The following is a 418-nucleotide window of genomic DNA, read 5'->3' as shown; positions in this document are numbered from 1 at the left end:
CCGCGGATAATCTATAACACCCACAGGAATCTCAACACTACCACATCCATAAATATCACGGATCGTGATAATATGATCCCCTGGCTGTACATCACCAAAGGTACCACTCTCCTGAAAAGGACCCGCATCCAACTGGAACTCATATGTACCATCGCCCGTAGCAAAGGCCTCTATAACATGCTCTCCAGCAAAGGCTCCACTAACTACTTCAGCACCAAAATCTAACGGCGGCGATGACTGCTGTACCTCTACACTATAGCTTCCACTACAGCCCGTTGCAAATTCAGTAACAGTAACCGTATAGGTGCCTCCTACAACAGCAACAATAGAACTACCAACCTCTGGCAATGGCTGTCCGTTGACCTCCCACATAAATCCATAAAGCGACTCATCTAAGCCCGTCTCGATCGTTGGTGGA

Annotated in this window: 1 pseudogene; it reads right to left on the bottom strand. The window is 47.8% G+C overall.

Annotated features, from left to right (window positions below):
- A pseudogene (locus ACY2RU_RS17845) lies at nt 1-418 on the bottom strand (T9SS type B sorting domain-containing protein); the annotation flags it as partial.

The sequence above is a fragment of the Ulvibacter sp. 2305UL32-6 genome (genome assembly GCF_058148545.1).
The sequence above is the reverse complement of the archived record's forward strand: the minus strand, read 5'-3'. Positions and strand labels throughout refer to the sequence as shown.